Raw genomic sequence first — 26,914 nt, forward strand, 5'->3', positions numbered from 1 at the left:
AGCCTGAGCAGGGTTTTTAGCCTGCTCGGGTAGCTTTGGTTGTTTTAATAAGTGCCTGAATACACTCAGACGTTTTGCAACTTGCCCATTTCTTTCAATATCAGCTCCTTGTCACGCTCAACTTCTCCCAGGTGATCCATAATTGTGCCAATCTTCTGTTGAATATCATTAATACGCTCATCAAACAAAGAGTTGATTATATCAACGATGCTGATATGGATTTGTTGCAGTACATCAGAGCAGATTTGTTCAACCGACTGGTTCAGACTTATGGCCTGCTCCCGTTTCAACTGGTTTTCCTTGTCCTGCTCCTGTCCCGCTTTATAGGCATCATATACAGACGTAACAACCTGTAGCACTACAGCGGCTTTACCCGCCCACTGGCCGAGGGTTTTTTCCCAGCGCCCCTTAATGCCAGGAATTTTGAATTTTCTGGCTAGTTTGAGAGCGTTGAAAAGCTTATCTTTATCCGTGATTGTCTTTTTGACCCCCTCTAACACAACGTCTTTAACAGGATTAGATTTTGAAATTTCCAATTCTGCACCGGGAACATGTTGTATCAGTGTCGAAATACGACCATAGGCGCCTTCAACCTCGGCCTTAAGCCATCTCTCTACGTTTTCGGTGACAGAGGAAAACACAGCCTGCAGTCGGGACTCACAGTCAAACTGGTCACTTGAGCTTTCCAGCACGCCTCTGACCTGGCGTTTCACCAGGCTGATTTCCTGCTGGATAAAACTGAAAGCAGAATTTGCAATAAAACGCTTTTGTTGTTCAATCAGTGACCGGTCATTCTGCAGGTCATTTAATTTCGATTGCTGACATACGTCCTGTCGGGCTGAAATATTGTCATAAGCTGGTTTGAACCAGAGTTCGCAGACAATATTGTTAAGTGTTTCGGTAATATGATTGTCATGGTTAAACTGGTTGATCCATTGCATCAGTCCCGCCAGAAACTCGGAATATCCGGAATGCTCAAGCAGCTTATCAGCCCCCTTAAGCCGGGCCCGTAATGCTGTATTCAAATTGACAGGGTAGACTGGTATGGCTCCAATCCTGTCATCGGAAACATCATACTTGGGCCCAAGCTCGGTCAGAATACTGAGAATTTTATTGTAAGCCGTCTGTATATCATCATCTGAAGCGGCCTGGTGGTTCAGCAAGATAAAGACTTTCTTGTCGCGCTTCAGCATATCAAAAAGGCGTATGTACAAGTCTTTGGAATCCTGATCGCCTTCCCTGATAACAAACAACATCAGACCACTGCGTTTGACCTGATCCCGAGTTGCTTCCTCATGCTCAATGGGCGCATTAACCCCAGGGGTATCCAGCAGATAGATACTGTTCCAGTAAAATCGATCAACTTTGAATGTTGTTGGTATATCGTTAACAACCGCTGATTCAGAGCCAAGGATGGTATTGATGAGCGTACTCTTGCCAGCATTGTAGGCACCATAGAGCATGATGTTGAGCACACGATCTCCAAAGAAGCGTGCCAACTCATTCCTCACCTCATCGACATTTCCAGGATGGTACTTTCTGACGGTCTCGGTTGATTTGTCGATCAATGTCTGGAAGTTGAATGTTTCATCCGTCATACGCTTTCCTTAAGATGCTGGACATCGTTTTCAAAGCGCTGGATGACGTTTACGACACCGGAAGAGTATTTTTCAATAGTTTCGACCATCTGCTGAACGTCACTAATAACGTGGGAAACCAGTTTTGGAAGGTCTGCTTTGACCGTCATGGTCGTCTGCTCAATGATCTGATGGGTACTAACGCCAACAGTCTCAGTGACCGTCGTTGTTTTCACGAAATATTCACCAGCCTTTGAACCGAGCGCACCACCGATCATACCTCCAATAGCCGTGCCAAGAACTGGTGCCAGAAAGCTACCAAGAATTGAGCCTGCAACTGCTCCACCGCTTGCGGCGACACTTTTGGCTCCATAACCTGAGACCTGCTCGATATCTACTGTGATATCTTCAAAGCTCCCCAGCTTACCGGCAGAAAGTGTGCTACCAACCGCCTGAATACTCTTTGAAAACTCGCTCAATTCACATTTCAGGGTGTCGTTGATGCATGACTCAATGAGCTTGTTTAGCTCATTGGCAATGTTTTCTTTATCTTGTGATGTTTTATATTTTTCAATGATGACGGGGATTGCAGAGGTTACTTCATTAACTACGGAACCACAGATAATCAGTTCCTTGCGTTTTAGTTGTTCCCTTGCCTCATTACCCTGTCTCTGCAGCTCCATGACTTGTGGAATCACTTCATTCTGAAGCTGCTTGAGCACTTTGCTGTCGAGGTAATTAATCACCTGCCTTTTGGCTTTCTCGACTTTGTAGGTTCGGGCTTCATTGATTAAAGATACCAGTTGCTCGAATAGTCGGGCCAAACCCGCATCCTGCAAAGCCTGTTCAGGAGGCAAATCGCTTTTGCGATAGGCATGGACTGAAATCGAAACTGGTTGTTTAAGGGGGAAATTACCCTGTAATTTCTGGATAGCCCTTTCCTTAACATCGTTCTCCTGTGTCGTACGGGTAGCTTCCGGTTTATTTTTAAGCAGCTTGATGATTTCATCATTGTCATCAATGTCTTCTTCAAAAAAATCACTGCGCGTTAGCACCGGTTGTAAAGGTTTAGCGCTTTCCAACTCGACTTTCAGATCATCAAGCTCCTGAACCTGCCCTGGTGATGTCGATGGTGTCAGCCAGATGATCGCATCTGCGCTATCGGTATATTTTCGGGTCAGCTCCCCATTTTCATCCGTGACAGAATGAAGGCCGGGAGAATCCAAAAGAACCAGCCTGGGCCCAAGTTCCATGCCCTGGATACAGGCCGTTGTTTCTACCACTCCTTCAGGTAATTTATCATTGAACGGTTTTTTTTCCCCGTTTTCAAAACGAAAGTTCTGCACATCATCCGCTGCAAACTGCTCGGCAACAAAGTTACAGAAAGAACTTTTACCGGCGTTCACCTTGCCAAACACGAGAAAAATCAGGCGATCGGCAAAAGTCTCGGAAAGCTTTCGCATGGCGGAAGCCTGCTCCCAATTCTCTGCCCAGCAACTGATGCTGCCTTCAATCTTGGCCTTGACTGCGGCACTCTGCTGAAAAAGAGAGCTCTCAGGGTTCAGGGGATTCGAGTCCTTGCTGGATAAACGCTGCAGGGAGGACTTCAGCTCTTCCATGTGGGTAAGCAGCGCGGTTTCTTTGTCCTGAAGCGTTTCAAAATCAGCCTGAAAAACATTCAGACTGTCAATGAATGGATTGTTATACATCTGTTATACCTTAAACTGTGCGTACAGCTCTTCCAGTGCTGATATTTTGATTTTGCACTTTGCAATATCATATTTCAGTTTCTGTACTGTCGCAGACTTGCCATAGGCCTCTGTTAATTGGGTTTGGCAATGATCTGGCCGGTTGACAGCGTCTTTAGCCAATTTAGCCTTATCAAGAATTTCTTCTAGGTCATGCTTAAGAAGCAGCAGGGAGATTTCACTTTCTGCATACTCTTGAATGCGCTGCTGATTTTGTTGTTCTAGGCGTTGTTGCTCAACACGCAGGCGCTCTTGACGATCACTCTCAGCCTGACGTTCAATCTCACGAGCCCGCTCACGGGCTCGCTCGCGCTCGTAGGAATCATCGTCATCATCTTTAGAGGAATGCGCAATAGCGACAGTGGCAGCTACTACTGCTGCACCAATCAAAAATGGAATCGCCATAAATCTATTCTCTTGTTAACTAACCTGCCTGTTTATATTTGAAACTGCTTGTTGCGCGTCCCGGCCAAAATCACTGGTTTTCTTATTGAGACGGTGCTGCAGGGTGGCAAGTTCTTTTTGTGTACTATCAATCAGGTCTTTTAACTCAAGACGAGCTTTGTCCTTCAGACGCTTGATCTCTCTCTGACGGAAGCTTGCCAGCTGATCCTTAAGCGTTTGCTTGTACTCCAGCAGCTGACTCATGCCGCTGAGTTCCACAAACCTGTTTTTATTTTCACGGATACCTTTCAGGTAACGCACAGCGGATACCGGGATGATTGTCAGCTCACCAATCTGGCGGTGTATATTGGCAACGACTCGCTCAAGATCTGCCGCTTCAAGCTGATCTACCTGAGTCAGGATTAAAAACATTTTACTCTTATAGTTTTTATCCTGTTTCATCAGATCCGAGTACAGGCGCTGTTCGTACTTATCCAGCTCGCCGGTTTTGACGTTATGAACAAGGAACAAAAAGTCTGCGACTTTAAATGCGCCTTCTCTCGCTTCCTGGTCATCTTTGCCATGTACGTCAGCATCGAGGCCGGGAGTATCAACCCACACGACTCCATCATGCTTATATTCCTGGTTTTTGATGGTTTCCCGTTTGTCGGCGGCACTGAAAACGTCTTCACCGACCAATGCATTCAGCAACGTACTTTTGCCATGATTGTATTTGCCAAACACGGCTATGCGCACATCATTTTTTGTACTGCTCTGGAGGTATTCCAGTCGAGCAAGATTCTCTCTAGACGATGGAATAAACTTGAGCATGGTCTCAAAGTTGATATTGCTCATACTAATTTTATCCTGAAAATCGGATCCAGACCGGCCTGTTCCTGCATGGAGTTACAGTGTTCGGCATTGGCTTGGTAATAGAGATCTTTATCTATGACGTTTTTGAAAAGCTTTTCGTAGCCTTCATCAATCCGGCAGAGTAGGGGTCTTTCGTCATAGATCACACATCCTTGCTCTGCTGAGAAGTGTCTGCAAACACCATCGCCAGCATGAAGAAATTTCAGCTCTTTGACATACTTCAGGTTTTGACAGCAGGCACCACAGCGTGAACATGGAAAATTCATAGGTGAATTAGTGCTTCACCCTGAACAAACAGTGACAGAATACTCTTTGACCACTCACGATAAACGATAGCGAGATTTGGATTTAGCTCAAAGTGACTGATCATTTCATTGATAAGAGTCTGCTCTTCCTTTGCGATAACGCCATCGGCGTAGACAAGGGCCATAATTTCCAGCAGCGCAATTTTTCTGTGGCTTTCAGATTGAAATGTATTTAAGGAGGACATGAGATCGAACTCTGTTTCGCAGTACTCAATGTCATCAATTTGCATTTCCATGCAGTACTTTGCTAACAGATTAGCTTCATCTAATGTCAGTTCACTGTCAGCATGGGCAATATGATGAGCTATTGAAAGGAACGCTTGTTTTTCATTTTGGGATAAACGGTTTAGGAACACTTAGATACCCTATTACTAACAGATAATAAAAAGGCAATTCGATTTTACTTACGTAGAGACCCACATGTTACCATTTTGAAGCCTCTAGAAAGCCGTGCTAGGTCAAGTATTTGTGGCGTAAGTTTTACATTACAGCTTCACTGACTGAAATGATCAGTAGTAGTAAATAGTTTTACATACGTGTCAATAGTTTTAATCCACCTCAACAGTTGTAGAGAAATAATAAAGTCGTTGACACATACTCTTGATTTTCAGGGGCTGTCGGGCAGTCAGTTTCCGATCAAAATGGATTAAAATCGTTGACACTAACCCGCATAGAACGCGGTCTGTAGCGTGTCTAGTGGTATTTCTGTCAGCGACTTTAATATGTCTCAACAACAGTTTTTTAGACCACAGAACCCAGCTGGAAGATGGGCAGGTACATCGCAACGATCAAGCCACCAACGAGTACACCCAGTACCGCCATGATCAGCGGTTCCATCAGGCTCGTCAGGCCGTCGACCATGTTATCGACTTCTTCTTCGTAGTAGTTGGCAACCTTGGACAACATTTCATCCAGAGCACCGGATTCTTCGCCGATCGCTACCATCTGGATGGCCATATTGGGGAAGATACCGGCGTTGCGCATGGCGAACTGAAGCTGCTGACCGGTTGATACATCTTCCTTGATCGTTTCCGTTGCTTCCCGGTAGACCACATTACCCGCAGCACCGGCAACCGAGTCCAGTGCTTCTACCAGGGGAACACCCGCTGAGAAGGTGGTAGCCAGTGTTCGCGAGAATCGGGCAACGGCGGATTTATCGAGGATAGAGCCGACAACCGGCAACCGCAGGATCAGTCGATCGCGCTTATCACGGGCGGATTCGGAGGTTTTCAGTATCTGTTTCACGGAAAAGCCAAACACCACAAGCACACCAATGACGATATACCACCATTCCTGTAGCATCTCCGACAGGTTGATAACCATCTGGGTGAAGGCGGGCAGTTCAGCACCGAAGCCGGCAAACACTTCTTCAAACTGCGGCACCACCTTGATCAGCAGGATACCGGTAACAAGGAACGCCACCGCGACCACCGCGATGGGATAGTTCATCGCTTTCTTGATCTTGGACTTAAGGGCTTCACTCTTTTCCTTGTAGGTTGCGATTCGATCCAGCAGGGTTTCCAGGGCGCCGGACTGTTCACCGGAAGCGATCAAACTGCAATAAAGGTCATCAAAGTATTCAGGGTGTTTGCGCAGAGAATCGGCCATGTTACTGCCGCCGGCAACGTCATTCTTGATCGTCATGATCAGGTTTTTCATCGCGGGCTTGTCGATACCCTCGGCCGTGATATCAAAGGCATTGAGCAGGGGGACACCAGCCTTGACCATGGTGGCCATCTGTCGTGTGAAGAAGGCAATGTCCAGCGGTTTGATCTTGCCACCGCCGCCTCCACCGAGACTAACGGCCTGTTTCCGCACTTTGGTGGGATTGATGCCCTGCTTACGGAGTTCGGCCTTGGCAAGGGCAACGGTGGTGCTGTTCACCTCACCCTTGATCTTGCGACCGTTCTTATCCTTGCCTTCCCAGACAAATGTGCTGGTTTTGGGTGTTTTGGGAGCGCCCTTCTTTGCCATGTCCGAGTAGCCGGTTTAGTGATTATGGTTATTCTGACCAGAAGTCGTAGTCGATTGTATCCAAACCACACCAGTTTAACAGCTTTGTATGCATGGAATGCCAACGGGTGCTCGTCTGATCAGCTTATTTCTTTATCGGCACCCACAGTCGACACTGAAACGCTGGAAATCTGTCAGTCGCATCAATGTCAGACGATTGCCCCAGACGCAGCCTGTGTCCAGTGCATGGATGCGCTTCATGCCTGTCTCACCTTCGAGCGCCGCCCAGTGTCCAAAGACAATGTTTAACTTGCCTGGCAGGCGGGATGGCTGGTCAAACCAGGGGGCAAAACCGTTTACAGGTGTGCTGAGGCCGGACTTTGTTTCCAGGTCCAGTGTGCCGTCCGCCTGACAGAAGCGCATGCGGGTGAAATAGTTGGTTATCATGCGCAGGCGATCCCAGCCCTTGAGTTTGCCGGACCAGCAGTTTGGGCTGTTGCCGTACATATTTTCCAGAAACTCGCCGCACTTTTTGCTTTGCAGGACTTTTTCCAGTTCCCTGGCCCGTTCGCGGGTCTGGTCAAGATCCCAGATGGGCGGGATGCCGGCATGGACCATCAGGGTCTTGAGCGATTTGTCGTAGTGCACCAGTGGACGGTGTCTAACCCAGTCGAGTAGTTTATCCCGGTCCTTGGCGGCGAGTATGTCATCAATGGTGTCGGAGTGCTTGGCGCCCCGTACGCCATGGGCCACCGCCAGCAAATGCAGATCATGATTGCCCAGTACGGCTATGCAGTGCTTTTTCAGGGATTTGAGATAGCGCAGGGTTTCCAGGGACTCCGGACCCCGGTTGACGAGGTCGCCGGCGGCCCAGAGTGTATCGTGATCCGGATCAAAGCCGGCTTTGTCCAGCAGGCGGCGGAGATCCGAGTAACAACCCTGGATATCGCCAACGACGTAGTCTGTCATATCGGTGTTCTTTTACCAGCGGGAGGTTCTGCGGGACTATCGGCCGCCTGACCTCCTGCTTGATGACCGGCGCTCAGTGCAGAGAACCGGGGACTGAGAGTGTGAAAACGGGGATGGGCGTCTCGAACGCATGGCCGTCGTCCGCCTGCATATGATAGCTGCCGTGCATGGTGCCAACCGGTGTTTCCAGCATGCAGCCACTGCTGTAAGCGTACTTCTGGCCGGGCGCCAGATGCGGCTGTTGCCCGACCACCCCTTCGCCGGCCACCTCCTGCACCTTCTGGTTACCATCCGTGATGTACCAGTGGCGGCTCAGCAGGCGGGCGGCCACGGTGCCCGTGTTTTCCAGGGTAATATGGTAGGCGAACACATAGCGCCCGTTATCGGGCTCGGACTGGTCCTTGACGTAGTCTGTGGTGACACTGACTCGGATTTGGTACTGCTGTGTGTTGCTTCCGGGCATGCAATGTTCTTCTGCTTGTTGGGTTATGGCCGATACTGGACTAGATAATCCGCAATTCTGACAAAGGACTCAAGAGGCAGATGCTCTGGCCGGATGGACGGATCAATATCCAGCTGTTCCAGCTCATCAGCACTGATACGCTTCTTGAGGCTATTGCGCAGGGTTTTCCGGCGCATGGCAAAGGCATCTTTCACAATACTTTCCAGCAGTGAGACATCCTTGCAGGGATGAGGCAGTTCATCCCAGGGGGTCAGCCGGACAATGGCGGAATCCACCTTTGGTGCCGGGCGGAAAGCGCCGGAGCCTACCTGGAACAGGTATTCGGCACGGCAATAATACTGGACCATGACACTCAGGCGGCCATAGTGATTGTCACCGTGTGTTGCACAGAGCCGCTCAACCACTTCCTTCTGCAGCATGAAATGCATGTCCCTGACGGTGCCGGAAAAGGACAGCAGATGGAAAATCAGCGGTGTAGAGATGTTATAGGGCAGGTTACCCACAATACGCAGCGGGCGCTCATCCTGTTTCAGTGACTCAAAATCAAAGGTCAGGGCGTCGGCTTCGTGAACCCGGAACAGGCGGTTGAGACCAAAATGCAGTTTCAACCAGGGGATCAGGTCACGATCCAGCTCAATGACATCCAGCTCACCGGCGCCATCCAGCAATTGCCCTGTCAGTGCGCCCTGGCCGGGGCCGATCTCGACAATATGGTCACCCTGCCTCGGGTGGACGGAGGCAATGATGCGGTTGATAACCCCGTGATCATGCAGGAAGTTCTGGCCGAAACGCTTGCGGGCCTTATGCTTCTGCTGAAGAACGGGTGGTGTGGAATGGTTCATGAACAGCCTGTATCAAATCCTGGAGGGCAAGGCGGCGCATCATACCGCACTCGCCCTGATCGCGCACTACGCACTCTGGATCATAGACAACGCATAGCGAATTGCCGTATTCAGGCTGCCACAATTCGCCAGCCCGGTACCGGCTAAATCAAGTGCCGTACCGTGGTCAACGGAGGTGCGGATAATCGGCAGCCCGAGGGTGACATTCACCGCTTCGCTGAACCCCTTGTATTTCAAGACTGGCAGGCCCTGATCGTGGTACATGGCCAGAACAGCGTCAGCTTTTTCAAGGCGGCCCGGGTTGAACAGGGTGTCAGCGGGTAATGGGCCACTCAGGTTCATACCCTTATCTCGCATGCGGCTCAGTACGGGTTCGATGATCTCAATTTCCTCCCGCCCAAGGTGACCATCTTCCCCTGCATGGGGATTAAGGCCTGCGACCAGAATATGGGGAGATTGAATGCCGAACTTTGTCTGCAGATCATTGTGGAGAATCGTGATGACCTCTTCCAGCAATGCTTCGGTAATAGCCTCCGGCACCATTGCCAGTGGCAGATGAGTGGTGGCCAGGGCAACCCGAAGACCATCGGTTGCCAGCATCATCACAACGCGGGGAGTATGGGTTAATTCAGCCAACAGCTCGGTGTGACCGCTGAAAGGAATGCCGGATTCGTTGATCACGCCTTTATGAACCGGAGCCGTGACCATGGCGTCAAACAGGCCGGACTGACAACCGTTGACGGCCAGGGTCAGGGTTTCCAGTACATAAGCGCTGTTGCGGCTGTCCAGCTGTCCGGCGGTACATGCTGTCGCCAATGTGACGGGCATGACCTGTATTTCACCCGGCAGGGATAGTCTTCGGGGAGCGTCCGGATCAAATGGCGTGATCTTTACATCAACGTTCAGCTGGCGAGATCGCTGTTCAAGCAATGCGGGATCAGCGATGACAACCAATTGCGCATCCCGTGGCTGGCTGGCCTGCAGGATACACAGATCGGGGCCAATGCCCGCCGGTTCCCCGGCGGTAATGGTCAAGCGGGGTAGGGTTTGCTCTGTCACAGCTTGATTTCGACGTAAGCCTGATCACGCAGCTCACGGAGCCAGACCTGCAATTCCTCTTCGTACTTGCGGTTTCTCAGCATTTCCTGGATGCGGGCCCGCTGTACGCGGTTGCTGACATCTTCCTTGCGCTTGCCGAGCACTTCGAGGACGTGCCAGCCAAAGCGGCTGCGGAACGGAATGGAAACGGTGTTCTGGGGCACACTCAGCATCTGGTCACGGAAGGCTGGCACCATGTCATTGGGGCTCACCCAGTTCAGGTCGCCGCCGTTGAGTGCCGTGCCGGTGTCATCGGAGTAGGCGCGGGCCAGTTCACCGAAGTCGGCGCCACCCTGAAGGCGCTTGTACAGGTTCTTGGCCATTTCCTGGGCTTCGAAATCACTGCGGACTTCATTGGGACGAATCAGGATATGGCGAACATGGAACTGTTCCTGCAGGAGCTTTTCATCTCCCCGCTTGTCGAGCAGTTTCACAATATGGAAACCGCTGGGGCTACGGATCGGCTGGGAGATCTCACCTTTTTGCAGATCCTTGACCGCTGAGGTGAACAGGGAAGGCAGCTGGTCAGCCTTACGCCAGCCAAGGTCGCCGCCTTCCAGTGCTTTCTGTCCCTGGGACTGGGCGACAGCCACCTGGGAAAAGTCTGCACCTTTCTTCAGCTGCTCAACAATCGCGTCAGCCTTGCGGTTGGCCGCCTGGATTTCGCCGGGGCTGGCGCCTTCCGGCAATGCCACCAGGATATGACCAAGACGGTAGTCAACAGCCAGCTGCTGCTTGCCTTCCTCGGAATTGAGGTAGTTGTCGATATCCCTGTCGGTTATCTGGATACGCTCCAGCACCTGGCGCTGACGCACCCGGTTGATCAGCATTTCCCGGCGGATTTCGTTACGGGCTTCCCGGTAGCTCAGGCCATCGGCCTCCAGCGCTTTCTGGAACTGCTCAATGGTCATGCCGTTACGCTCGGCAATGGAGCGAATGGCATCGTTCAGCGCCCAGTCATCCACACGAATGCCGGTTCGTGCAGCGATCTGGAGCTGCAGGTTTTCAATCACCAGTCGCTCCAGAATCTGTTGTTTCAGCACGTGTTCCGGCGGCAGTGCAGTATTGCGCTCCTGCAGCTGGCGTTTGACCGCTTTCAAACGGGTGTCGAGATCGCTTTCCATGATGACATCGTTGTCCACCACGGCCACGATGCGGTCCAGCGGAACAACCTTGGCCATGGCCGGGGCGCCGGCCAGGGTCATGACAGTCAACACCGCCGGGAGCAGCACACCTAACAGTCGGTTCTTGATTACGTTCATTGATAAAATCTTCAAATTATTCCTCTGGACGGTAACCGTCGATATCCTGCAGGAAGGTTTCGACTTTTGTGCCGGTCAGGCTGCCGAGCCCCTTGAGGACGAACTGAACAAAGACACCTTTTTTGGATTCGGCCGTATCAATGTCATCGTCAGGGTCGATCCAGTTGCGGTACAGAACCTGAACCTTGTAGCAGCAGCTGTCGCGTTCAATACCGAACGAGCGCTCCATCTTGCGGGAGTTGGTGATGTCGTACGTCCAGCGTCCCACGGTATTCCAGTTGGTGGTCAGTGGCAGCAGGAAGGAGGCGTCGACTTCTTCCAGGTTGCCGTTGACGTAGCGACCGGTGTTGTTGCCATCATCGCCTTTCTCCGCCCGGTCAACCTGGTCACGGTAGCGGTAACGGAAATTCAGCGCATGATTCTGTTCCGGCAGATAGTGAACCGCCAGTGCGTACTCATCAATGTGGCCGCGGTTGGTGTTGTACATCCAGTCCTGGCGCAGGTTCAGGTCTTCGCGGATATTCCAGACCAGTTGCGTTGCCAGCGGTGAGGTTGACGCTTCGTTGGCGTCGATCAGGCGCTGCTTTTCGCTACCCGGATTGAAATCGGGGTTTTCATCCTGATTAAGTGTTGGATCAACAAACACCTGCCGCTTTTCAAAATAGAAAATCTGGCCTATGCCAAACCGGAAACGCTCATAGCCATTCTCTTCGAGGAAACGGCTTGTGACGCCTAACGCCAGTTGGTTGGTATCGGCAATCCGGTCATAACCGCTGAACCGGCTGTTACGCCAGAGACTGTCGTAGTTGAACGTCATATCAGCGGTGTCGAAGTCCGGATTGGCATCCTGCTGGCTGCGGTAGGGAACATAAAGATACTTGGCACGCGGTTCCAGCGTTTGGGTAAACTTCATGTTTCCGAATGAGGCCTGACGGTCAAAGAACAAACCGCTGTCAATGGCATAGTAGGGGGCAGACGTTGTTGGGCTGGTATCAAATTCGTTTTTGTCCAGACGATCCAGGTCATACCCGACAGAGGTAAAGCCAACACTTGGCTCCAGGAATCCGTAAGTACGATCAATACGGTATTTCACGCCTGACTGCAGGTAGAGCCGCTGCCCGACAGCATTGTTAATGCCAGTGCCTTCACCGTAAACCGGGCGTTCGATATCGTGTTCCTTGTCAAAATCAGTCTCTTTGATTTTGCGCTTGTAATCCCAGTCCTTGTCCCGGTCAAACTCGGTGTAATCCACCAGGTAATTGAGTCCGAAACCGGCGCCCATGTCCCAGTCACCCTGCAACGTCAGCTGCGGTTCCTTGTTATAGGGATCGTCGGAATCAATGGACATGTTTTTCAGCTTTTCAACATTCGCTGTAAACCGCCACTGGTGCGCGCTGTCACCACCGCCGTAGTAGGTGGAGGTGATCTGCTGGTTCAGAGGGTTCTGGCTGCCGAGCTTCAGGCCGGTGCCGAAATCGCTGAGGAAGTCCTTGTCGCTGGCGTTGGCGAAATCAATCCTGTAATCCCAGTTGGTGGTTAACTGTTGTTCATGTTGCCAGTTGATCAGCCAGCGATCCTGGTCATAGTTACGGTTTTCGTCCTTGTGCTTGTCCTTCGACAGGAACGCACCGCCCAGTTCACCACTGGCGTTTTCCGTCAGGTAACGGAATTCATTTTCCAGCATCAGCCCCCGCTTGCTCATGTAGCGCGGCGTGATGGTGGCGTCGTAGTTGGGAGCGATGTTCCAGTACCAGGGCTGGGTGTAGTCAAAGCCGATATCGGTATCGCCAAAGCCGATGGTGGGATAGAGCAAACCGGTCTGGCGGCGGTCATCAATCGGGAAATAGATGTACGGTGTGTAGAACACCGGCACATCCTGTACACGGACGGTGGCGTGTTTGGCGGTACCGAAACCGGTCAGCGGATTCAGTTCCACTTCTTGACCTTTCAGCTCCCAGACACAGCCTTCCGGCGGACAGGTGGTATAGCTGGCGTCATCCATATCGATGACACCGTTTTCCCGGCGGACAATCTTGCTGGCCTGACCGCGAATGCGTTCCTGGTGGAACACGTACTGCGCATCGGTGATTTCCGCGCGGCCACTGGTCATGTTGACGGTGGCGTCATCGCCGGTCATCAGCAGGTTGGGTTCGCGGATCACGACGTTGCCTTCAAAGTCCGCAATGTTCTCGTTGCGGTTCAGTTTGGCAACATCACTCTTAATCTGGCGGTAGCCCTGGTTGATTACCACGTTACCACTCAGGGTGCCGAAACCTTCTTCCTGGTAGGTGCTGGCATCGGCGGCGGCGAGTATCGGCGCATCGGCCGGGTCACCGACATAATCCATGCCGGGACGTTCAGGCTCCAGGTAGCCGCCTTCACACAGTAATGAATTGCGATCAGACTGGCGGTCAATCGGCAGCTGTGTCAGGGAGACCCAGTCCAGGGTTTTCATAACCGCAGGCGGCTCACTGGCAACAGGCGTGGTTGATACGGCAGTCGCCGAAACGCCGGCTGCGGTAGCGGCTTGAGGCAGTTTCTCAGCGGCGGTGACCGTTTCGGTTTCGATGGTGACAGAGGTAGCCAGGCGATTCTGGCGCGCCGGTGTGATTGGCATCCGCGGCGCTGGTTTCAGCGGTCCGATATCACGGGCGCCCTGACCACACAGCCAGCCACCGTCGCTGCTGGTGCGGCAATTCCATTGAGTGTTGACCGGCAGGCCGTCCGTCTGGGCGGCATACAGGGGAATAATGGGTTGGCCAGCCAGAAGTCCGGTGGTGATGACCAGTGGTAGCCTGTTTTTTAAGGTAAAAAGTGTATTTGCCATTGGGTAATCAGTCCGGCCATCCTGTCGGCGTTGACATGCCTGTACTCTGAAAGGCCTGCATGATAAAGCATTCCGGTAGCTGAGGACCAGCTTTCATAAGGGATAGCCGTCAGGTGGTGTAGGATTAATGGAAGAAACACCGGGCGGTGATATAAGCTAGCCACATTTGGACCGAAATGCCACAGCACGCTGACAGCGTTATTGCGATGGGCGATACGGCTTTTTCAGGTTGGCGCTGTATAGAGTGACTACCTCCTTTTTGATTTTTCCAGGCCTTGCCTGATGACTGACCGACAGGATGCGATCATGCCCCGTCAGACCGATAACCGTCTTCTGGAACTGAGCCGCTGGTGTGCGGATGAACTGGACCAGGTGGCCGGCCATCCCATTCAGAAAAACCTGGAAGCCGTTTCCGGCGACGCCAGTTATCGCCGGTATTTCCGTGCGCACAGTGATGAGCCGGCCCGGGTGTCTGACGCGAAAACCTGGATTGCGGTCGATGCGCCACCCGAACATGAGGATTGCCGTCCTTTTGTTGCTATTGCCAACAGCTGGCAGCGCCAGGGCCTGCGCACGCCGGGGGTGCTCTCTGTCGATTATGGTCGTGGTTATATGTTGCTGGAGGACTTTGGCAACGAAGTGCTTCAGTTCTCGCTGGATGACAAGACGGTCAGTCATTTTTACGACAAGGCGCTGGCGGATCTTCGCTTGTTGCAACAGACCCGGATTCCCGATGATTACTCCTTGCCGGCCTATGATACGGCCATGCTGCAGCGGGAAATGGAACTCTTTCCAGAATGGTGCCTCAAACAGTTATTGGGAATGACAATCGGACCGGCGGAGCAGGCGTTGCTGGATGCCTTGTCTGAACAATTGACTGCTTCCGCACTGGAGCAGCCCCAGGTACCGGTTCACCGGGATTATCACTCCCGCAACCTGATGGTCTTGCCTGAAGGGCTGGGTATCATTGATTTCCAGGGGGCGGTGTTGGGGCCGGCCACCTATGATCTGGCATCGTTGCTGCGTGACTGTTACATTGACTGGCCGCAGGCGCAGGTCTACCAGTGGCTGGAGGATTTCCGGGGGCGTTCCGACGTGTTGTCCGGGCATGATGGCACCACGGTAAGACGCTGGTTTGACTGGATCGGCGCCCAGCGGCATATCAAGGTGCTGGGGATTTTCGCCCGGCTCTGGCTGCGCGATGGCAAGCCGGATTACCTGCAGGATGTGCCCCGGGTCTTCGCCTACCTGCTGTGGGTGTGTGACCACTACCCGGTGCTTGCCGGGCAGGCAGACTGGCTGCGCAACGACGTTCAGCCACGGCTGGCGCAGCAAACGTGGTGGCAGGATTACCGGTTAACCGATGAGTAAGTAACAGGATGTCAGACAACGAGTCGTCAGCAGTACCGATGAAAGCGATGATCCTGGCCGCCGGATTTGGCGAGCGGATGCGTCCCCTGACACTGGAAACCCCCAAGCCTTTACTCGAGGCAGGCGGTAAGCCATTGATTGAGCACCATCTGGAGCGGCTGGCCAGTGAAGGATTCAGCGATATTGTCATCAACCATGCCTGGCTGGGACACAAGTTGGAAGCAGCGCTGGGTAGCGGTGAACGCTGGGGTCTGCATATCGACTGGTCTCGCGAGGACGAGCCGCTGGAAACCGGGGGTGGTTTGCTTAAGGCACTACCGCTGCTGGGTGATCAGCCCTTTCTGCTGGTGAATGGCGATGTGTTTTCCCGTCTTTCCTTTAAATCGCTGCAGATGCCCATAAATAGTCTGGCTCACCTTGTGCTGGTGGATAACCCGGAACATCGCCCGGAGGGTGATTTCTGTCTGCGTGACGGCAAGGTGCTGGTGCCGGAATCGGCCGGAAACAGAACATTAACGTACAGTGGTATCAGTCTTCTCTCCCCCGAGTTATTCCGGGGATGCCAACCGGGTCGTTTCCCCCTGGCGCCACTGCTGCGCAAGGCTGCAGCCCAGGGGCGGGTGACGGGAGAACACTTTACCGGTTACTGGCTGGATGTCGGGACGCCTGAGCGCCTGCAGCAGCTGGATCAGGATTTGAATGCCGGTCGCCTGCCGGCCAGTGAGTAAAACATGTGGTTCAGGATTTTATTATTTGCATTTCTGGGGTTTGTGTTTGGCGGTCCGTTTGGCGCGGTGATCGGCGCCCTGATTGCGGCGTGGATTTCCAGTCAGCAGCCCAGGATTGTCTATGGGGCGGGTCAGAGCAGTGAGCGCCGACGCCAGACGCAAACCGCGTTTTTCCGGGCCACCTTCCTGGTCATGGGCAAGTTGGCCAAGGCCGATGGGCGGGTTAACGAAGAAGAGATTCAGGTCGCCACGACCCTGATGAATGAGATGCGCCTCTCGCCCGATCAGCGTCAGCAGGCCATTGATCTGTTTAACCAGGGCAAAAGCCCCGGTTGTGATATTCGCGGTGTGCTGCTGGAATTTCGTCGTGCAGCCGGTTCTGGCAGTCTGATTCAGATGTTTCTGGAGCTTCAGCTTCAGGCAGCTTATGCCGACGGGCAGTTGAGCCAGGCAGAAATGCAGGTTTTGCACGAAGCCTGCGAATACCTTGGGATTAACCGGTTCACGTTCGAGATTCTCCATCAGCGTTTCCAGGCCCAGCGCGCGTTTTACAGCCGTTATAACGGTGGTGGTGGCTACCAGCAGCAGGGCAGCCATGGTTATCGTCAACCCGTCGATAACCGCAGCAAGTTGAAAGAAGCTTACGCCACTCTTGGTGTGTCACCCGATGCATCGGATAAAGATGTCAAGCGGGCTTACCGGAAACTGATGAGCGAGCACCATCCCGACAAACTGGTGGCCAAGGGGTTACCGGAAGAAATGATGGAAATGGCCAAGAAAAAGACCCAGGAAATTCAGGCAGCCTACGACCTGATTCAGGAAGAACGAAAAAGAAAGTAATTAATGATTGTTGGATAGAAAAAGGGCGCAGAACCGTTCAGGTTTGCGCCTTTTTTATAGATCAGTTTATTCGTCAGTAGACAGTGTTGTTCTTGCCTGAATAACAACCTTCCAGCCGTTTTCAGTCTTTTCTACAGCATTGAAAGTAAGATATTCATGGTCGGCATCGCTAACTTTGGCAATCAGCAAGCCATGGTTTTGATTTGGGATGGCGGCAAGCGTAGTAACCGTTATTTCTGAATCCGGATAGGTGACGGCTTCATCCTTGTTATCGAGGTTGATGACCCTGGCACCTTCCATGGCGGATAACAGATGGTCAGCGAGATCATCAAACGCTGTGTTATCCATGGTCTGGTCTGTGTTAACGAAATCGGAAAGATTCACCAGGCCACTGGCTTCCAGATCTATCAGCCGGTTCCAGTGGTCGTCATGGTTCAGAAGTTGAACGGCAATCCCCTGGAAGGTGCCCGCAGTATTGACCATGGTCCACTGTTTAATAATCAGGCCGGTATCCTGATAGGCAATTCTTGCAAAAGGGCGTGTGCTCAGAGACAGCTCGCCGGACAGGCTGAATGGCCCATTGTCCAACATGTCGGCAATGGCTTCGACACCAACGAGATTCTTGCTTTCGTCGTATGGGAACTCTGCCAGTATGGAATGCTCATCATAGAAATCGCCCATGGATTCCAGGTCTCTTTCGGCCACAATCTGGGTCCAGAGGTCATCCAGAAACAGAAGTTCTATCAAATGGTTGCAGGTGATGATGGGGTGTTGGTGGCTGTTGTGGAATGCGTGTGGGACAGTATTTGCGACACTCATGCCAGGTATTGACAGGCATAATGCAATGCCGGCTATCAGGGAGGTAAAGGTTTTAGTCATAGATTTCTCCAATCGTTGCATTTATCAGGTTTTAGGGGATACAGGTAGTCCGTCTTATGGATGACTGGAAAACAGGTATCAGTGATTGGACTCCATGAAGAACCGTCGGGTTCAGAATCTGTCAGCAATACTGACAATGGGTTAGGTATTGAAGATGGTTGGCAGCAATGAGGGATGTGCTTGTTTATTCAGTATTGAAAATGATGACGTACTGGCATTAGAAACCCGGCGGGCTAATACAGTAGAATGGCCGGATTTCCGGAATCACACACCTGCGGAGTCTCAATGAAACCTTTCGCCATTGCCCCCAGTATTCTGTCTGCTGACTTTGCCCGCCTGGGTGAAGACGTTCAGGCTGTTCTGGATGCCGGTGCGGATATCGTCCATTTCGATGTTATGGACAACCATTACGTTCCCAACCTGACCATCGGGCCGATGGTGTGCCAGGCTCTGCGTAAATTTGGTATTACGGCGCCGATTGATGTGCACCTGATGGTCAAACCGGTGGATCGTATCATTGGTGATTTTATTGAAGCCGGCGCCACTTACATCACGTTCCACCCAGAAGCCAGTGAACATGTGGATCGCAGTCTGCAGATGATCCGTGATGGCGGCTGCAAGGCGGGTCTGGTATTGAATCCTGCGACAACGCCCGATTGTCTGGAATATGTGATGGATCGGCTGGATATGATTCTGCTGATGTCCGTGAATCCCGGTTTTGGCGGCCAGAAATTCATTCCGTCTACGCTGGATAAACTGCGCCATGTCCGCAAACTGATTGATGACAGCGGCCTGGATATCCGCCTGGAAGTCGACGGTGGTGTGGGTGTGCAGAATATCCGCGAGATTGCCGAAGCGGGCGCGGATACCTTCGTGGCCGGTTCTGCCATTTTCGGGAAGGACGATTACCAGGCTGTTATCACCCAGATGCGCAATGAGCTGGCTGCGGTTGCCGGTTAATTAATCGCTTCCCACGATACACTGTATTGCACTATTGAGGTATGGCTGGTTGCTTCATGGTAACCAGCTTCCATGATTCGTGACTCTTTTCCCTTGCTGTAAGGAATACCCATGAAACTGCTGGAACTATTTGGGCGTCTGCCTGCTGTCATCATGTATGACCTTGACGGGACGCTGGTCGACAGTGTGCCGGATCTGGCCTGGTCGATCGATCAGATGCTGACACAACTGGGTATGCCTGCAGCGGGCGAGGATAAAGTCCGGTTGTGGGTCGGTAACGGCGTGCCGGTGATGGTCAGGCGGGCACTGGCGGATGATATGGACGGTGACCAGCCGGGTCGTGTCGATGAGGCATTGTTCGAAAAGGGTTACGCGTTATTTCGTGAAGCCTACAGTGCCAGTTGCGGCAAATTCAGTGACGTTTATCCCGGCGTGGTTGAGTTCCTGATCGCCATGCAGGAACAAGGCGTGAAGCAGGCTGTGGTCACCAATAAATCCGGTAATTTCACGGCCCAGTTGCTGGAAGAAAAAGGGTTAACCCAGTTCTTCTCCCAGGTGATCGGTGGCGATACGTTGCCGGAGAAAAAACCGCATCCGCTACCGTTGTTGCATGTGGTTGAGCAGTGCAATGTCAGTGTCGACGCAGCATTAATGGTGGGTGATTCCAAAAATGATGTGATTGCAGCGAAAGCGGCAGGCATTCGCGTGATTGGTTTGCCTTATGGCTATAACCATGGTCAGCCGATTGAAACTGCTGAGCCTGACTGGGTTGTTAGTGACCTGTCAGTTTTGGTCTGATAACAATTCACTATTATTTGGCAAGCCAGATTTTCAATCCATTAGTTCTGAAAATCTGGCTTGCCAGAAAGAGTCTGGTCTGAGTAATTATTACTTTTTTCATTTGGAAAGACAGTCTTCTCATTCGCATTGTTTGTGTTTTTCTAAGGGATTCCTGTTTTTAATGCTTTTCTGGTTTGATCTGTTTTCTGAATCTCGATTGTTTGGTTTTTGTGTATTTTTAATAGTGTTCAGAGGTTAGTAGATTTATTTCGATTTGCTTTCTTTTATAGGGTTTGTTGTATAGAAGGGAAATGTATGAATTATTTTTCAGGTATTGAGTCCTTTCGTTGTGGTTCATGTCACAAACAAAAAAGTGAGGTAGCTTACCGCCGCAATTGTGGTCACAAGTTTGATCGTGCCTGTTTTGTTGAGCTTAAACGATACTGTACGGTTCAAAGTTGTCGTAAGCGTTTAACTGAAAGTGATTGTTTTAATATTGATCAGCAAGAAGTCCAGATGTTGCATGAACGTAGAATAGCGGCCTTTAATACTGTAGTAGACACGTTTTTACGAGATGCAATATTTAGGGGGGTAATGATTCATGCCGGTTTATCTGGATTATCTCATGGTTTGCTGAATAATCGTCTTGCCGCATTTTTTAGTTACACTGCGCTCTGCCAATGGTCGGGTTATTTTGCTGGTGTTGCTCTTGGTGGTGGACAGTGTCCTGAGGTGACAAGGTATTCTGTTCTGATTTCAGGTTTTACTGTTCTTGTTCAATTATCATTGGTTTATGCAGAATATCTGGGATTAGATGATGAATATCGAACTATTGCTTTATTCGCGTTTCCATTGATGATTGGTTACGGTTTTCTGAGAGCTGCTATGCAAGGGTTGGATGATGCTTAAAATAGGCGTCAAATGCGCGAAGAAGGTTGATTTTTTTGTTTGATTGAAAAGTCGTTATATGCTGTTTTCTTGTGTATTGCTTGAATCCAGCCTTACTTTAAGAGGGTCAGGGTTCTGATATATCTCTGTATTGGGGGATTGGTTTTGGGAGAGAGTCTGCACGCCTGTCAATATTTTGTTTTGGGATAGCCAACTAAATTAGGTTGATCTTGCATCACGCCTTATATAGGCTCACACCTAAGCTCAATAACACCAGAATGAAGCGGAGTACGCTGTGACTTACGTCTCCTTTACCTGCCACCTGTCTCACTCTGTCACCTCGGCAACCGGCCGATGGTGCCGCTGGCGTTGAACACCCGTTAAGTCACTTTTTCCGTTTTTCATTGCTATCAAGGAATACTTTCCCATGACGCCCGTGGAATTTGAGCAGCTGGCTACTGAAGGCTATAACCGCATACCTGTAACCCGCGAAGTGCTGGCAGACTGCGATACCCCGTTATCCACCTACCTGAAACTGGCGAATCGGCCTTATACCTACCTGCTGGAATCCGTACAGGGCGGCGAGAAGTGGGGGCGTTATTCCATTATCGGCCTGGGGTGTCAGACGGTATTTAAGGTGACCGGGCATGAACTGGTCATTGAAACCGATGGGGAGGTGGTTGAACAGCGTACCTGTCGTGATCCATTGGAAGAGGTGGAGCACTTTATTGGCCGTTATCGCGTGCCGGAACTGGAATCTCTGCCCCGTTTTCATGGTGGCCTGGTCGGCTATTTCGGCTACGACACTGTGCGTTATATCGAGCCCAAGCTGGCAAAGACCCAGCCGGAAGATGTTATCGGGACGCCGGATATTCTGCTGATGCTATCGGACGACCTGGTGGTTTTCGATAACCTCAGTGGCAAGGTGCAGTTCATTACCCATATTGATCCTTCTGAACATGGTGCGCTGGAGAAGGCCAATCTACGGATTGATTGCTTCCTCGAATCGTTCAGGAATACGCCCGTATCCCTGCCGGCTTCCGGTGAGGGAGAAGCGGTATCCGAGCAGGCGTTTATTTCTTCTTTTGGTGAGCAGCCGTTCAAGGCTGGCGTGGAGACAATCCGGGATTACATCCTGGCGGGGGATACCATGCAGGTGGTGCTTTCCCAACGGATGTCGATTCCTTTCAGTGAAAACCCGCTTGATCTGTACCGGGCGCTGCGTTGTCTGAATCCATCGCCTTACATGTATTACCTGAATCTGGGCGATTTCTATGTGGTGGGTTCTTCACCGGAAATTCTGGCGCGTCTGGAGGATGGTGAAGTCACTGTGCGTCCTATCGCCGGTACCCGCAAGCGGGGAACGACGGAAGAAAAAGACCTGCTGCTGGAGCAGGATCTTTTGAATGATCCCAAGGAAATCGCTGAACACCTGATGCTGATTGATTTGGGGCGCAATGATGTGGGGCGGGTGGCGAAAACCGGTACGGTTGAGCTGACTGACAAGATGACCGTCGAGCGTTATTCCCATGTCATGCATATTGTCTCCAATGTGACAGGGCAGATCAGGGATGGGGTGAGCGCCATGGATGTTCTCCGGGCAACGCTGCCTGCAGGTACCCTGAGCGGTGCGCCCAAGGTTCGGGCCATGGAGATCATTGATGAGCTGGAGCCGATAAAACGCGGTGTTTATGGCGGTGCTGTGGGCTACCTGGGCTGGAATGGCAATATGGATACAGCCATCGCGATTCGTACTGCTGTTATCAAGGATGACCAACTCCATATTCAGGCAGGTGCAGGGGTTGTAGCTGATTCCCAGCCTGAACTCGAATGGCAGGAAACCATGAATAAAGGGAGAGCGATTTTCCGGGCTGTCGATATGGTGCGGCGAGGTCTAGATAATTAATAGTTATTTCCGGCGACGGTATTGCTGTCGCCGGGAAGGCTGTTTGCTGAGGGTTGGTATTTTTAAATTTCCTCAAACGTTTCCTCTTAAAGAGCAATGAGAAAACCATTATTCTGATTTAAGCGGGAGCTGCTTCCGTTGCCTTATTAGACGCAACCTGTGCATCCTTGGCAGGGGCTGCGATATCCAGTATTGGCGCGGCATCCAGCGACTCAGCATCCATCATCGTAGCGATTCGCTGCAGCGATGACAGTATCTGCGTTTTTTCCCAATCGTTCAGATTTTCAAACTGGGTGATGAACTCTTCATGCAGCAGGGGAGGAACCCGTGTCAGCACATCACGGCCACCATCAGTGAGGCGGGCGTTAACAACCCGGCGGTCACTGACACTGCGAATCCGTTCGATTAACTGACGATCTTCCAGCCGGTTCAGGATGGTTGTCACGGTCGCCTGGCTGAGAGAAACATCATCCGAAATCCGGCGTACCGTCACATCCCCCAGCGATTCAATGGCGCGCAATACCATCACCTGTGGAATCGTCAGTCCGCAGGCTTTCACGATGCGTTTGGATTGCAGGTCTGTCGCCCGAATGATGCGCCGAAGAGAAATGAGGACGTCTTGCCAGTATGGGGTGTTGTTCATGATGTTACTGATCGTGTCGTGGTTGAGTGGAGTATATCCCAGTGTTTTTCATTCCTGAAGCTTTGGCATGTAATAATTTGAAGTCTAAACATTAGATGTGTAATATGCCGGCGGAAGAATAATAAAGAGGATTCATTATGCGTGCTGCCTGGCTTGGCTTACCCCTGATGTTTGCTGGTTCCATCGCAATGGCGGATGGCAATTGTGGCAAAGTCACCATTGCGGACATGAACTGGAACTCTGCAACGCTGATAGCCAATGTGGACCGTTTCATTCTTGAACATGGCTATGGCTGCGACGCCGAGCTGGTTCCCGGCGATACCATGCCCACCGGTACTTCCATGACTGAAAAGGGCGAACCGGACATTGCACCGGAACTCTGGAGTAACTCTATCAAGGCAGCGCTGGATAAAGCGGTCGCCGACCAGCGTTTGCGCTATGCCGGAAAGGCGCTTTCTGATGGTGGTGAAGAAGGTTTCTGGGTGCCGAAATACCTGGTAGAAAAGCAGCCGGAACTGGCCACGATTCAGGGCATTATTGATAACGCATCCCTGTTCGAACATCCTGAAGACCCCGACAGCGCCGCTTTTTACGGATGCCCTGCGGGCTGGAACTGCCAGATTTCATCCGGCAACCTGTTCAAGGCACTGAAGCTGGAAGACGCAGGCTTTGATCTGCTGGATCCGGGTTCTGGCGCAGGTCTGTCCGGTTCTATTGCCAAGTCCTATGAACGTCAGGAGCCCTGGTTCGGCTATTACTGGGCGCCGACTGCCGTACTGGGCAAGTATGAAATGGTGAAAGTCGACTTTGGTTCCGGCGTTGATCCGGAGATGTTCAAAGGCTGTATCACCCAGGCCGATTGTGAAGAGCCTGGTGTGACCATGTATCCGCCTTCACTCGTGCATACCGTAACCACGGAGAGCTTCGCGAGTCGTGCACCGGAAGCCTACGACTACCTCACTCGTCGTTCATTTAAAAATGCCGATATGAATTCGCTGCTGGCCTGGATGGAAGATAATCAGGCTGATGGTGATGTGGCCATGGAGCACTTCCTCACTGAGTTTGAAGGCACCTGGTCTGGCTGGGTAACGCCAGCGGTGGCTGAAAAAGTCAAAGTGGCGCTCAAGAACCTGTAATGCCGATAGCCGGCTCCTTGGAGGGCCGGCTTTGCGCACAGTTTCTTATTCTCTCTCCTGTCGTGTGAGGTATCTGCCATGAGTGACGAACGGTCATGGTTTAATACGTTTCCCCAGATGGACCGGTCCGACCTCCGGGACATCCGCAAGACGCTGGATTCCGCCTACCGGGACTTCTCCCGTGAATATGGCGATTTGATCGAATCCTTCTTTGATCCCCTGCTGAACTTTCTGATCTGGTTTGAAAAACTGTTGATTTCAACGCCCTGGTGGCTGGTGATCCTGGCGGTGACTGCACTGGTGTATGTGGCCAGCCGCTCGTGGAAACTGTGCCTGGGGGTTGTGGTGTCGTTCCTGCTGATTGGTTATTTCGGCATGTGGGAAAACACCATGCGTACGATGAGTATTATCTTTGTCTGTACGTTACTGGTGATAGCGCTGGGCATACCCATTGGTATTTTGATGGCGCGTTCTGACCGGGTGCAGACCACGGTCACGCCAATGCTCGATGTCATGCAGACCATGCCTGCCTTCGTGTACCTGATTCCTGTCGTCATGCTGCTGGGGATTGGCAAGATTCCGGGACTGATCGCCGTTGTGATTTATGCCATTCCTCCCGTTATTCGCTTAACGAACCTGGGTATTCGGTTGGTGGATAAGGAAGTGCTGGAAGCGGCAACGGCCTACGGCGCCAGTCCGATGCAGCGACTGTTTGGCGTGCAGTTGCCGCTAGCTATGCCGACGATTATGGCTGGTATTAACCAGACCATTATGATGGCGCTGTCCATGGTGGTGATTGCCTCCATGATCGGTGTTAAGGGTTTGGGGCAGCCGGTGCTGAAGTCCATTACCAACCAGTACTTTACGCTTGGCTTGTTCAACGGACTTGCCATCGTTGCGCTGGCAATTATCTTCGACCGCGTCTCGCAGGCCTATGGCAAGCGGACTCAACGTCACCTGGAGGGACTGCAACATGGCTGAACCATTGATTCAGGTGAAGGGACTCTACAAAGTTTTCGGACCAAACCCCGTGTCAGTCATGCCCCTGGTGCATGAAGGCAAAAGCAAGGATGAGATTCTGGCTGAAACCGGTCATACCGTTGGGTTGAAGGACATTAACCTCAGCATCAATCGTGGTGAAATATTTGTGATCATGGGGCTGTCCGGCTCTGGAAAGTCGACCCTGATCCGTCACTTCAACCGCTTGATTGATCCGACGGCAGGTCAGGTTCAGGTGGATGATGTTGAGGTAACGGAACTTGGTTCAAAGGCGCTGCAGGAATTTCGTCGATACAAGATGTCGATGGTCTTTCAGCATTTCGGCCTTTTGCCGCACCGCACTGTGCTGGAAAATGTCAGCTATGGACTGGCGGTACAAAATGTCAGCAAGGCTGAGAGGCAGACAAGGGCGCGGGAATGGCTGGAGACGGTTGGCCTGAAAGGCTACGAAGAGCAATACCCCGCGCAATTGTCCGGCGGTCAGCAACAGCGAGTAGGACTCGCCAGGGCACTGTGTACCAATGCGGATGTGCTGTTGATGGATGAAGCTTTCTCAGCACTGGATCCGCTGATCCGCAGTGAAATGCAGGACCAGCTGATTGAGCTGCAGGCCAAACTGCAGAAAACCATTATTTTTATCACCCATGATCTGGATGAGGCGCTGCGTCTTGGTGATCGCATTGCCATTCTGAAAGACGGTGAAGTGGTACAGCAGGGTAAGCCGGAAGAAATCTTGCTGAACCCGGCGACCAGCTACGTCGAAGCGTTTGTGAAGGATGTTAACCGGGCACGGGCGCTGACGGTGGAAACGGTCATGCAGCCACCTGCCTGCCGCATCACTGCAGATAAAATTGAAGGCGCGCTGCAGCAGATGAAGCGCGCCAAAGGTGATTACGGCTATTACGTTAATGATGATGGCTATCAAGGCATCGTCACTCAGGAAGCGCTGGAGAAAGCCTTTAAAATTGAACCTTCGCAGCGACTGACCAGGGCGATATGGCATGAGGTGCCTGCAGTATCGCCTGAAGCCATACTTGAAACCGTTATTCCGGATACGCTGGAAGCAGAATACTCCCTGCCGGTGGTGGACGATGAGGGCAATCTCAAGGGCGCGTTACCACTGAGCTGTATTGCGGATGTGTTGAGTGGGGCGGAGGTTGAACAGAAAGAGATGGTGTGAGCAGGCTCGACGTTGTGGGTTCACGCCAGCGCCAGAAGCGCCTGTTCACGCTCCTCGGTTTGCACCGAGACGTGGGCAGGATTGGCTTCTGTGCCGACACGATCCACTTTTTTCGGGGTGTAGCCAGTGCCGCGGTGATCCTGCATATTGACGCGACTGCCTTTATAAAAAAACTGCGACATGGTGTTCAGTAGGCTTTGCAAATGAATTCTGCTGAATTATACAGAATTTCTCAGTAAATCGTTGCGAGACTTCTGGCGAATTTGTTGGCGGTATCACCTGCGGAGGGTGACAGGCATCACC

26 protein-coding genes are annotated in these 26,914 nt (G+C 51.8%); 10 read left to right on the forward strand and 16 right to left on the reverse strand.

Features of this window, described 5'->3' with window-relative positions; translation table 11 throughout:
• Positions 1 to 65 precede the first annotated feature (65 nt).
• The 13 genes from AC27K1_RS14125 to AC27K1_RS14185 all read right to left on the reverse strand — a co-directional run bounded on the left by AC27K1_RS14125 (position 66) and on the right by AC27K1_RS14185 (position 14,301).
• A complete protein-coding gene (locus AC27K1_RS14125) occupies positions 66 to 1,598 on the reverse strand; it encodes a GTPase (protein WP_487151422.1) in 1,533 nt (510 codons plus the stop codon).
• On the reverse strand, positions 1,595 to 3,286 hold the full coding sequence (locus tag AC27K1_RS14130) for a dynamin family protein (protein ID WP_487151424.1): 1,692 nt from the start codon (positions 3,284 to 3,286) through the stop codon (positions 1,595 to 1,597). Before AC27K1_RS14130 ends, AC27K1_RS14125 begins: the two co-directional genes overlap by 4 nt.
• Positions 3,287 to 3,289: 3 nt before the next feature.
• Complete coding sequence (locus AC27K1_RS14135) at positions 3,290 to 3,730, reverse strand: hypothetical protein (protein ID WP_487151425.1); 441 nt, start codon at positions 3,728 to 3,730, stop codon at positions 3,290 to 3,292.
• A 15-nt stretch (positions 3,731 to 3,745) separates the two neighbouring features.
• Entirely contained in the window at positions 3,746 to 4,564 is an 819-nt protein-coding gene (locus tag AC27K1_RS14140; RefSeq protein ID WP_487151427.1) for a GTPase, read from the reverse strand.
• Positions 4,561 to 4,848, reverse strand: a complete 288-nt coding sequence (locus tag AC27K1_RS14145; protein WP_487151429.1) for a YkgJ family cysteine cluster protein — start codon at positions 4,846 to 4,848, stop codon at positions 4,561 to 4,563. Before AC27K1_RS14145 ends, AC27K1_RS14140 begins: the two co-directional genes overlap by 4 nt.
• Positions 4,845 to 5,243 carry a hypothetical protein gene (locus AC27K1_RS14150; protein WP_487151430.1) on the reverse strand — a complete coding sequence of 133 codons (399 nt, stop codon included), beginning with the start codon at positions 5,241 to 5,243 and terminating at the stop codon, positions 4,845 to 4,847. The genes AC27K1_RS14145 and AC27K1_RS14150 overlap by 4 nt, the downstream gene beginning before the upstream one ends.
• A gap of 385 nt (positions 5,244 to 5,628) precedes the next feature.
• Positions 5,629 to 6,861 (reverse strand): type II secretion system F family protein, encoded by a 1,233-nt coding sequence (locus AC27K1_RS14155; protein WP_487151431.1) that lies wholly within the window; start codon positions 6,859 to 6,861, stop codon positions 5,629 to 5,631.
• A 132-nt stretch (positions 6,862 to 6,993) separates the two neighbouring features.
• Positions 6,994 to 7,809, reverse strand: a complete 816-nt coding sequence (locus AC27K1_RS14160; protein ID WP_487151433.1) for a symmetrical bis(5'-nucleosyl)-tetraphosphatase — start codon at positions 7,807 to 7,809, stop codon at positions 6,994 to 6,996.
• A 73-nt stretch (positions 7,810 to 7,882) separates the two neighbouring features.
• A complete protein-coding gene (gene apaG / locus AC27K1_RS14165; RefSeq protein WP_487151434.1) occupies positions 7,883 to 8,272 on the reverse strand; it encodes a Co2+/Mg2+ efflux protein ApaG in 390 nt (129 codons plus the stop codon).
• A gap of 23 nt (positions 8,273 to 8,295) precedes the next feature.
• Complete coding sequence (gene rsmA / locus AC27K1_RS14170) at positions 8,296 to 9,114, reverse strand: 16S rRNA (adenine(1518)-N(6)/adenine(1519)-N(6))-dimethyltransferase RsmA (protein ID WP_487151435.1); 819 nt, start codon at positions 9,112 to 9,114, stop codon at positions 8,296 to 8,298.
• A gap of 66 nt (positions 9,115 to 9,180) precedes the next feature.
• Positions 9,181 to 10,173, reverse strand: a complete 993-nt coding sequence (gene pdxA / locus AC27K1_RS14175) for a 4-hydroxythreonine-4-phosphate dehydrogenase PdxA (protein WP_487151437.1) — start codon at positions 10,171 to 10,173, stop codon at positions 9,181 to 9,183.
• Positions 10,170 to 11,474, reverse strand: a complete 1,305-nt coding sequence (locus AC27K1_RS14180) for a peptidylprolyl isomerase (RefSeq protein WP_487151438.1) — start codon at positions 11,472 to 11,474, stop codon at positions 10,170 to 10,172. Before AC27K1_RS14180 ends, pdxA begins: the two co-directional genes overlap by 4 nt.
• A 16-nt stretch (positions 11,475 to 11,490) precedes the next feature.
• Positions 11,491 to 14,301 carry an LPS-assembly protein LptD gene (locus tag AC27K1_RS14185; protein ID WP_487151440.1) on the reverse strand — a complete coding sequence of 937 codons (2,811 nt, stop codon included), beginning with the start codon at positions 14,299 to 14,301 and terminating at the stop codon, positions 11,491 to 11,493.
• A gap of 282 nt (positions 14,302 to 14,583) precedes the next feature.
• Here AC27K1_RS14185 and AC27K1_RS14190 point away from each other — a divergent pair, with 282 nt between their 5' ends.
• Genes AC27K1_RS14190 through djlA form a run of 3 tightly spaced genes read left to right on the forward strand, consistent with a single transcriptional unit; the run spans position 14,584 to position 17,240 of the window.
• Positions 14,584 to 15,672, forward strand: a complete 1,089-nt coding sequence (locus AC27K1_RS14190; RefSeq protein ID WP_487151441.1) for an aminoglycoside phosphotransferase family protein — start codon at positions 14,584 to 14,586, stop codon at positions 15,670 to 15,672.
• A gap of 38 nt (positions 15,673 to 15,710) precedes the next feature.
• Complete coding sequence (gene murU / locus AC27K1_RS14195) at positions 15,711 to 16,400, forward strand: N-acetylmuramate alpha-1-phosphate uridylyltransferase MurU (protein ID WP_487151442.1); 690 nt, start codon at positions 15,711 to 15,713, stop codon at positions 16,398 to 16,400.
• Positions 16,401 to 16,403: 3 nt separating this feature from the next.
• Entirely contained in the window at positions 16,404 to 17,240 is an 837-nt protein-coding gene (djlA, locus tag AC27K1_RS14200) for a co-chaperone DjlA (RefSeq protein WP_487151443.1), read from the forward strand.
• 66 nt (positions 17,241 to 17,306) lie between these two features.
• Here djlA and AC27K1_RS14205 read toward each other — a convergent pair whose 3' ends face one another.
• The gene (locus tag AC27K1_RS14205; protein WP_487151444.1) at positions 17,307 to 18,119 is read right to left on the reverse strand and encodes a hypothetical protein; all 813 of its coding nucleotides are present in this window, start codon (positions 18,117 to 18,119) and stop codon (positions 17,307 to 17,309) included.
• 285 nt (positions 18,120 to 18,404) lie between these two features.
• Here AC27K1_RS14205 and rpe point away from each other — a divergent pair, with 285 nt between their 5' ends.
• The 4 genes from rpe (at position 18,405) to trpE (ending at position 22,653) form a co-directional block, all read left to right on the forward strand.
• Entirely contained in the window at positions 18,405 to 19,079 is a 675-nt protein-coding gene (rpe, locus tag AC27K1_RS14210) for a ribulose-phosphate 3-epimerase (protein ID WP_395181014.1), read from the forward strand.
• Between the two features lie 111 nt (positions 19,080 to 19,190).
• Complete coding sequence (locus AC27K1_RS14215) at positions 19,191 to 19,877, forward strand: phosphoglycolate phosphatase (protein WP_487151446.1); 687 nt, start codon at positions 19,191 to 19,193, stop codon at positions 19,875 to 19,877.
• Between the two features lie 297 nt (positions 19,878 to 20,174).
• Positions 20,175 to 20,768, forward strand: coding sequence for a hypothetical protein (locus AC27K1_RS14220; protein WP_487151447.1), 594 nt, complete (start codon positions 20,175 to 20,177; stop codon positions 20,766 to 20,768).
• 406 nt (positions 20,769 to 21,174) lie between these two features.
• A complete protein-coding gene (trpE, locus tag AC27K1_RS14225; RefSeq protein ID WP_487151449.1) occupies positions 21,175 to 22,653 on the forward strand; it encodes an anthranilate synthase component I in 1,479 nt (492 codons plus the stop codon).
• 118 nt (positions 22,654 to 22,771) lie between these two features.
• Here the strand turns inward: trpE and AC27K1_RS14230 are convergent, their stop codons facing one another.
• The gene (locus AC27K1_RS14230; protein ID WP_487151450.1) at positions 22,772 to 23,296 is read right to left on the reverse strand and encodes a MarR family winged helix-turn-helix transcriptional regulator; all 525 of its coding nucleotides are present in this window, start codon (positions 23,294 to 23,296) and stop codon (positions 22,772 to 22,774) included.
• Between the two features lie 137 nt (positions 23,297 to 23,433).
• Between AC27K1_RS14230 and AC27K1_RS14235 the strand changes: the two genes are divergently transcribed.
• The 3 genes from AC27K1_RS14235 to AC27K1_RS14245 all read left to right on the forward strand — a co-directional run bounded on the left by AC27K1_RS14235 (position 23,434) and on the right by AC27K1_RS14245 (position 26,611).
• On the forward strand, positions 23,434 to 24,432 hold the full coding sequence (locus AC27K1_RS14235) for an ABC transporter substrate-binding protein (RefSeq protein ID WP_487151451.1): 999 nt from the start codon (positions 23,434 to 23,436) through the stop codon (positions 24,430 to 24,432).
• Positions 24,433 to 24,510: 78 nt separating this feature from the next.
• A complete protein-coding gene (locus AC27K1_RS14240; protein WP_487151453.1) occupies positions 24,511 to 25,413 on the forward strand; it encodes an ABC transporter permease in 903 nt (300 codons plus the stop codon).
• Positions 25,406 to 26,611 carry a quaternary amine ABC transporter ATP-binding protein gene (locus AC27K1_RS14245; protein ID WP_487151454.1) on the forward strand — a complete coding sequence of 402 codons (1,206 nt, stop codon included), beginning with the start codon at positions 25,406 to 25,408 and terminating at the stop codon, positions 26,609 to 26,611. The genes AC27K1_RS14240 and AC27K1_RS14245 overlap by 8 nt, the downstream gene beginning before the upstream one ends.
• Positions 26,612 to 26,631: 20 nt before the next feature.
• Here the strand turns inward: AC27K1_RS14245 and AC27K1_RS14250 are convergent, their stop codons facing one another.
• Complete coding sequence (locus AC27K1_RS14250) at positions 26,632 to 26,814, reverse strand: hypothetical protein (protein WP_487151456.1); 183 nt, start codon at positions 26,812 to 26,814, stop codon at positions 26,632 to 26,634.
• Positions 26,815 to 26,914 lie beyond the last annotated feature (100 nt).

The sequence above is a fragment of the Kistimonas ophiarachnellae genome, assembly GCF_057552235.1.

Bases quoted from the DNA above. Each gene is read 5' to 3' on its own strand.
- AC27K1_RS14125 (WP_487151422.1), bottom strand. From the start codon at position 1,598: ATGACGGATGAAACATTCAACTTCCAGACATTGATCGACAAATCAACC.
- AC27K1_RS14130 (WP_487151424.1), bottom strand. From the start codon at position 3,286: ATGTATAACAATCCATTCATTGACAGTCTGAATGTTTTTCAGGCTGAT.
- AC27K1_RS14135 (WP_487151425.1), bottom strand. From the start codon at position 3,730: ATGGCGATTCCATTTTTGATTGGTGCAGCAGTAGTAGCTGCCACTGTC.
- AC27K1_RS14140 (WP_487151427.1), bottom strand. From the start codon at position 4,564: ATGAGCAATATCAACTTTGAGACCATGCTCAAGTTTATTCCATCGTCT.
- AC27K1_RS14145 (WP_487151429.1), bottom strand. From the start codon at position 4,848: ATGAATTTTCCATGTTCACGCTGTGGTGCCTGCTGTCAAAACCTGAAG.
- AC27K1_RS14155 (WP_487151431.1), bottom strand. From the start codon at position 6,861: ATGGCAAAGAAGGGCGCTCCCAAAACACCCAAAACCAGCACATTTGTC.
- AC27K1_RS14160 (WP_487151433.1), bottom strand. From the start codon at position 7,809: ATGACAGACTACGTCGTTGGCGATATCCAGGGTTGTTACTCGGATCTC.
- apaG (WP_487151434.1), bottom strand. From the start codon at position 8,272: ATGCCCGGAAGCAACACACAGCAGTACCAAATCCGAGTCAGTGTCACC.
- rsmA (WP_487151435.1), bottom strand. From the start codon at position 9,114: ATGAACCATTCCACACCACCCGTTCTTCAGCAGAAGCATAAGGCCCGC.
- AC27K1_RS14180 (WP_487151438.1), bottom strand. From the start codon at position 11,474: ATGAACGTAATCAAGAACCGACTGTTAGGTGTGCTGCTCCCGGCGGTG.
- AC27K1_RS14185 (WP_487151440.1), bottom strand. From the start codon at position 14,301: ATGGCAAATACACTTTTTACCTTAAAAAACAGGCTACCACTGGTCATC.
- AC27K1_RS14190 (WP_487151441.1), top strand. From the start codon at position 14,584: ATGACTGACCGACAGGATGCGATCATGCCCCGTCAGACCGATAACCGT.
- murU (WP_487151442.1), top strand. From the start codon at position 15,711: ATGAAAGCGATGATCCTGGCCGCCGGATTTGGCGAGCGGATGCGTCCC.
- djlA (WP_487151443.1), top strand. From the start codon at position 16,404: ATGTGGTTCAGGATTTTATTATTTGCATTTCTGGGGTTTGTGTTTGGC.
- AC27K1_RS14205 (WP_487151444.1), bottom strand. From the start codon at position 18,119: ATGACTAAAACCTTTACCTCCCTGATAGCCGGCATTGCATTATGCCTG.
- rpe (WP_395181014.1), top strand. From the start codon at position 18,405: ATGAAACCTTTCGCCATTGCCCCCAGTATTCTGTCTGCTGACTTTGCC.
- AC27K1_RS14215 (WP_487151446.1), top strand. From the start codon at position 19,191: ATGAAACTGCTGGAACTATTTGGGCGTCTGCCTGCTGTCATCATGTAT.
- AC27K1_RS14220 (WP_487151447.1), top strand. From the start codon at position 20,175: ATGAATTATTTTTCAGGTATTGAGTCCTTTCGTTGTGGTTCATGTCAC.
- trpE (WP_487151449.1), top strand. From the start codon at position 21,175: ATGACGCCCGTGGAATTTGAGCAGCTGGCTACTGAAGGCTATAACCGC.
- AC27K1_RS14230 (WP_487151450.1), bottom strand. From the start codon at position 23,296: ATGAACAACACCCCATACTGGCAAGACGTCCTCATTTCTCTTCGGCGC.
- AC27K1_RS14235 (WP_487151451.1), top strand. From the start codon at position 23,434: ATGCGTGCTGCCTGGCTTGGCTTACCCCTGATGTTTGCTGGTTCCATC.
- AC27K1_RS14240 (WP_487151453.1), top strand. From the start codon at position 24,511: ATGAGTGACGAACGGTCATGGTTTAATACGTTTCCCCAGATGGACCGG.
- AC27K1_RS14245 (WP_487151454.1), top strand. From the start codon at position 25,406: ATGGCTGAACCATTGATTCAGGTGAAGGGACTCTACAAAGTTTTCGGA.